Raw genomic sequence first — 2,601 nt, 5'->3', positions numbered from 1 at the left:
CGGTCAGTTGCAAGCGTGTTTTAGGCACCGAATAGCGGCCCGTTGGACTCGAAATGGCATCGCGGACGAGCAATGGAGCATCCGCAGTGGCAAACGCGCGTCAGTGGGCTTCTGTGGCGGAAAATCCAAGAAATCGTCCGGGTTTGACCAAGTTCGATCGGGCGTATTCGCTGATGGCTGCTGCCGAGACCGAAGGGTGGCGCGGGATGGCAAGCCGGCCGCGCCGTGAAAACCGTTCGATTGCCGAAGTGGTCGAACGGGCGCGTGTCGCGTCGTTATAGCCTAATGCATCACGCGTGAAGATGCGTGAGTTCCTCGCCAAGCTGTTGCAATGGCAGCACCTCGATTTCGTTGTTGAGAGGATAAACTTCCGTCCCTGGGTAAACGACGATGCGGCGATCGGGCTTCAGTTCCAGACAGGCGTTATGAAAGCCGCGTTCCACTTTCGGAGTGAGACTTCGCTTGATCTCAATTGCCCAACGGCGCCCGGCGGGCAGAGTGACGATGAGGTCGACCTCGGCGCCGGCAGCGGTGCGATAGAAGTTCGCATGAGCACCCTGTGGCATTGCGGCATGAAGCGTTTCGATCACGAAACCTTCCCAACTGGCGCCGGCGATCGGGTGACCGAGAATATCCTCGAGTGTTGTCAAACCAAGTAGACTGTGGAGCAGTCCGGAGTCGCGAACGTACAGACGCGGCGACTTTATCAGGCGTTTGCCCGCATTGTTGTGCCAGGGTTCGAGCCGACGCACCAGAAGCAGATCCACCATGAGATCGAGATAGGAAGCAACGGTCTTTCCGTCGACGCCGAGTGAGCGGGCGAAGTCCGCCGCATTGAGAAGGCCGGATTGATGGTGTGCGAGCATTGTCCAGAAGCGGCGTAGCGTTTCGGCAGGGATCCTTGGTCCAAGGAGCGGAATGTCTCGTTCTAGGTACGTTCGAATGAAATCAAGGCGCCACCGCTGGCTAATGGCATCTGTCCTGGCGAGAAGACTGTCAGGGAACCCACCCCGGTTCCACAGCGTGTTAAGCTCGGTCGATTGGACCTCGAGGCCGTCAATTGGGGTGAGCTCCAAATATGCTATCCGTCCAGCCAGGCTCTCGCCGGACTGCTTCAGGAGATCGATTGAGGCCGAGCCGAGCAAAAGGAAACGGCCGCTGCGCAATCCCTTTCGTCGCCCCTTATCGATTAGTCCGCGAAGAATCTGGAAGAGGTCCGGAAGTCGGTGGACCTCGTCGAGAATAACCAGTTTATCCTCGTGACCGGAAAGATAGAGTTCCGGCTCGGAGAGCTTGGCTCGATCGGCGTCCGACTCCAGATCAAGATAGGTCGACGGCCGCTGTTCGCCGATTTCCAATGCAAGCGTTGTTTTTCCGACCTGTCGAGGTCCCAACAAAGCGACGGCCGGATTGGAATCGATGAGCTCGATAAGCTCTGATGTTTTTCGCCTGCTGATCATCCTTGCAATTATGGAGTTCTGTTCCAGAAATGCAAGGTTAAATGTGGAAACAGGAAGGAGACATCCGCTTCATTGCCCACACAAGCGACACCAAGTTAACGACCTCAAGTCGTGAAGCGGCGGCAGAAGCGTGTCATAACATCCGCGCGGCGCGTCCGCTTCGCCGCGTTGCGTTGTTGTAGTAGCTAGACGCCTGCTGCACCGACCGATGTCGCGATTGCTCCATCGCTTCGGGGAGCGGGATGCCGCGGTTGGCGGCCTCCGTGAGATACCCGGACCGAAGGCCATGGGCAGAAAACTGACCAGCCTCCAGCCCGGCCATTGCTGCGCGCTGCTTGATGATGGCGTTGATCGATTGCGGGTCGAGTGGACGTCGCGACACCGTGCCCCAACGGCCGATCCCCCGGAAAACGCTGCCCTTGTCGATCCTGGCGGATGTCATCCAGGCGTTCAGCGCCTCGACCGGCCGCCCGGTCAGATAAACGACCTCGTCCTGCTCACCCGATGTGGTTTTCGTGCGGCCGAGATGAATGGCCAGCGAGGGGAGGGGAGGGCCGTCGCTGCGCTCGATTGGTGGCTCGACACTCAGCTGTTCGACGCCTAGCGCGGCGATCTCGCTGCGCCGGCGGCCGCCGGAGGCAAAGGCCACCATCAGGATCGCCCGATCGCGAAGGTCGCGCAGGCTGTCGCTTTCACAGGTCGCCAGCAGTTTGGCGAGCACATCACCGGTGACCGCCTTGGCGCTTTTCCGACGCCGTTGGCGCGGTGCGGCGCGCACCGCCAGGCGAATGGCCGCCTTCAGGGGAGGGGAGGTGAAGGCGCCGTCGAGCCCACGCCAATGCGTCAACGTCGACCAGCTCGCCAACCGCCGGCGGACGGTTGCCGGCGCGTGTGGGCCCGGCGCTTTAAGAAACCCCTGGCTCCGCAAATTGTCCGCGACCGTGCCTGGCATGCCGTGATCGGGATCGTCTTCTCGACGCTGCGGATCCCAAAGATGGTGGGCAACGAACTTCAGCAACAGTGCTTCCGGCGCCGGCCAGGGCAGCGGGCTGCCGGTGGCCGCCAGGCCCCAGGCTTCGAGATAGGCGAGGTCCGAGGTGATGGCGCGCAACGTGTTGTCGCCCATGCCCTCGTTGACGAG

2 protein-coding genes are annotated in these 2,601 nt (G+C 60.9%); both read right to left on the bottom strand.

What is annotated here, in order from left to right; all coding sequences use genetic code 11:
* Positions 1-290 precede the first annotated feature (290 nt).
* Entirely contained in the window at positions 291-1,460 is a 1,170-nt protein-coding gene (locus tag ATY80_RS20645; protein ID WP_088694199.1) for an ATP-binding protein, read from the bottom strand.
* Between the two features lie 133 nt (positions 1,461-1,593).
* The coding region (locus tag ATY80_RS20640; protein ID WP_141105582.1) for a site-specific integrase at positions 1,594-2,601 on the bottom strand (1,008 nt) is incomplete at its 5' end.

Source organism: Rhizobium sp. R711, from assembly GCF_002211365.1.
Lineage (GTDB): Bacteria > Pseudomonadota > Alphaproteobacteria > Rhizobiales > Rhizobiaceae > Rhizobium.
This window is presented reverse-complemented; position numbering and strand designations above follow the sequence as displayed.